This is a genomic window from Oleiphilus sp. HI0043, assembly GCF_001634935.1.
Genome location: NZ_LWEY01001292.1, coordinates 1 through 1,859 on the forward strand (window position 1 = coordinate 1; position 1,859 = coordinate 1,859).

The 1,859-nt window shown below is 45.6% G+C and carries 1 protein-coding gene; it reads right to left on the minus strand.

Features of this window, described 5'->3' with window-relative positions; genetic code table 11:
* Positions 1-1,859: VCBS repeat-containing protein (locus A3729_RS16865; protein WP_231877455.1), on the minus strand; the 1,859-nt coding region annotated here is incomplete at both ends.

Genomic DNA, 1,859 nt, shown 5'->3' on the forward strand with positions numbered 1-1,859 from the left:
GGGTACGCCGCCCTGCTCCACCAAACATATAACCGTTGCCAACATAAATATCGTTCCAGCCATCATTATTCAAGTCTGCTATCTTGCTGTGCCAACTCCAATAACTTTCTGATACAGCCCAGTCTTCAGCAAGTTCTTGCCAGCCGCCCATCGAGGACATAGACAAGACATTGCGCTGAACACCCTTAGGGTATAGTGAATAGTTGATAGCTTGCTTTGGGGGAATTACTTTACTGGCAGCTCGGCATAAAGACTCAGCCACTTTGTTTTCCTGAGTCATGAGACTACAAATATCGTCTTGCCTTGATTGCCTGGCCAGTTGAATAAGCTGCGCCTGAAGACAGTCTTGTTTTCTCTTGCTCTCAGCCAAATATTGACAGGTACCAACTTGCCCAGATTTGACAGCCTGATCAAGTGAAAGCAAAGCTCTACACGCCTGTAAGTCTGCAATGCCAGCCTGCTGACAATAGTCCAAACCACCCTCTTGGCCAAAAGACATATCAACACTAAAGTAATCAATTAGCTGGTCTCGATTGAGGTCGCCACTGGCGATACTCATCGTGTTAAATGCACTGTAAGCTGGCAGGTTACTATCGGCTTTAGCTACTTGGAAACGCCCCGATTTCCAGCGATATATAATATCGGGGGCATCCATATCATTTCCCACGAGCAACTCCGGCTTACCATCTCGATCAATATCCGAGAAAAGTACTGACAAGGTCTCCCCTTGCGCTCCAGGTAATGCATGTGGCTTAAAATCTCGGCGAGTATTATTGGATGAATGCTTCTTGATGGCAGCATTCTCAATATAATAATTTTGGGAACGGTGCGGATTAAAATGTCTTAAGTCGCCAGCAAACCAGCTACCCAAAGCCATATCAATATCACCATCCTGATCAACATCCTGAAATGCCGCTGACATCACTAGTTGACTGTTTTCAAGCATCAGCTCCTGATAGCGACCTTGATCAAAGCTACCGCCCTGGTTCCAATAGATTCTATTACCAGCACCATAAAACGACACAAACAAGTCAGGATAGCTATCTGCATCCAAATCAACAAAACTGACCAATACTGGGCTTAGTTCACTTCCAAACTCTAGCGTTTTTCGCTTAGCAAAGCGCCCCCCCATATTCTGATAAAGTCGTATGCGGTCGGAATAAGCAATTGCCAGGTCTGGCCATAGATCCTGGTTCGTATCCCCCGTTGCAATACCCCGGCCATAGCTGAAGGGCTCAAATAATTCGACAGCTTTCATCGCAGGCGCACTTTCCAGACCAATAGAAGCGGCTTTAGTCTGCTCAAAGCCAACAACAGAATCATCGCTATTTTGGCCTTTTAAAGCGTAAGACTTAAGCACAAAGTCCCGACCAAGCTCCGACTTAAGATGGTGCGTATCGACTAAATCTAGCCCTTTGGTTTTCGCTAGTAAGGCCTCTACCTCTTCACCTTCACTATGCAACGCTCCCGCAAGCTGATCATGCTGTTCATTTAAATACTGATAGCTCAGATCTGACAATAGCTCTGCTAAATAAGCTTGAATCGCCTCTTCGTTACATCGTGCTTTAAGAGCTGTATTACTAATCAGTGAGCACGCTTCTGAATCACCGACATTGATGCCCTGAAAGTAACGTGAAAAGTCGTCGCATGCCGCTTTAATAACAGGCTCATTCAACTGCGTGCAGAATGACTTATCTGCACCCTGCTCTAGCTTGTGATTGATTAGCAGCGCCTGACATCGCTGCACAGCGACTGAGCTTTCCAAACCTGAACAAGCATTCAAGTCTCCTTGCTGTACTAGCAATATATTCTGACGTATAAGCTTATGTTCATTGAGGCAAAATGCCGTCAAATCTTCT